This is a genomic window from Variovorax sp. 01T439_2 (assembly GCF_056398445.1).
In genome coordinates, this window is sequence record NZ_JBFTPJ010001247.1 from 1 (window position 1) to 1,299 (window position 1,299).

At 70.4% G+C, this 1,299-nt stretch carries 2 protein-coding genes; both read right to left on the minus strand.

Annotation, left to right across the window (positions count from 1 at the left end; genetic code table 11):
• Nucleotides 1–471: ABC transporter substrate-binding protein (locus AC1DOC_RS33970; RefSeq protein ID WP_478131608.1), on the minus strand; the 471-nt coding region annotated here is incomplete at its 3' end.
• A 49-nt stretch (nucleotides 472–520) separates the two neighbouring features.
• The coding region (locus tag AC1DOC_RS33975; RefSeq protein ID WP_478131609.1) for a maleylacetate reductase at nucleotides 521–1,299 on the minus strand (779 nt) is incomplete at its 5' end.

A 1,299-nucleotide genomic window follows, 5' to 3' on the forward strand; every position in this document is an offset into this window, starting at 1 on the left:
CCCCCAAAACAGGTGGTAGGTCCAGTTGAAGCCCTTGGCAGGGTCGCCCTTGCGGCCGAAGAACCAGGGCTGCCACGGCACCACGCTGGAGATGCACGGCACCTCGTTGAGTTCGCAGGCGTCGCTCACCGGGTTGGCGGTCTCGGGCGTGCCTGCCGTGAGCACGAGCGCGACCTTGTCCTTGAGGATCAGGTCGTTCGCGACCTCGCCCGCGCGGTTGGGGTTCGACTGGCTGTCCTTCAGCACGATCTGCACGGCGTACTTCTTGCCACCCACGCTGAGGCCGTCCTTGAAGGCGGCCTTCATCTGCTCGATCACCCACTTGTCGGCCTCGCCGAAGGGCGCGAGCGGCCCGGTCTGGGGCGACACGTAGCCGATCTTGAGCGTGTCGGCGGCGAACACCCGCGGCGCGGCGCCCGTGGCGGCAAGCGCGGCGGCGGCCTGCGTGAACTGTCTGCGGTTGAATGTCATGGCTGTCTCCTTCGTTGTTCGTGTGGGTTTCTCTGTTCGCGTGCTGCGCCTATGCCGGCGGCTCGCCGTCGAAGGCGCGCTGCAGCAGTGCGCGGATCTCGCCGCGCTCGGCCGGGCCGAAGGGCCGCGGATTCCAGTACGGATTGGCGACGGCGATGTCGGCCGCGCGGTCGAGGTCGGCGGCGCGCATGCCGATGTCCTTGAGCGCCACGGGCGCGCCGTTGCCCCGCGCCAATGCGTAGACCGCCGCCGGCGCCGACACCCCACCCAGCGCGCGCGCGATGCGTACCATGGCGCGCGGCGCGGCCGGCGCATTGAATGCGAGCGCGTGCGGCAGCACCACCGTGTGCACTTCGGCATGCGGCAGGTTGAAGCTGCCGCCCAGCGTGTGGCACAGCTTGTGGTGCAAGGCCATGCCCACCGCGCCGAGCACGCTGCCGCACAGCCACGCGCCGTAGAGCGCATCGGAGCGCGCCGCCAGGTCGCCGGGCTGCGCACGGATGGCCGGCAGCGCGCGTGCGAGCGCGGCGATGCCCTCCTCCGCCATCAGGTCCATCACCGGATTGCTGTCCTGCGCATAGAGGCCTTCGGCCGCATGCGCGATGGCGTTGATGCCGCTGGTCACGCTCAGGCCCACGGGCAGCGTGCGCGACAGCTCGGGGTCGTAGATCACGGTGCGCGGCAGCACGCGCGGGTCCTTGCCGGTCTTCTTCAGGCCGTTCTCGGTGAGGCCGTAGATCGGCGTCATCTCGCTGCCTGCGTAGGTGGTGGGAACGGCGACGATCGGCAGCCCCGCTTCCAGCGCGATGGCCTTGCCCAGCCCCGTGG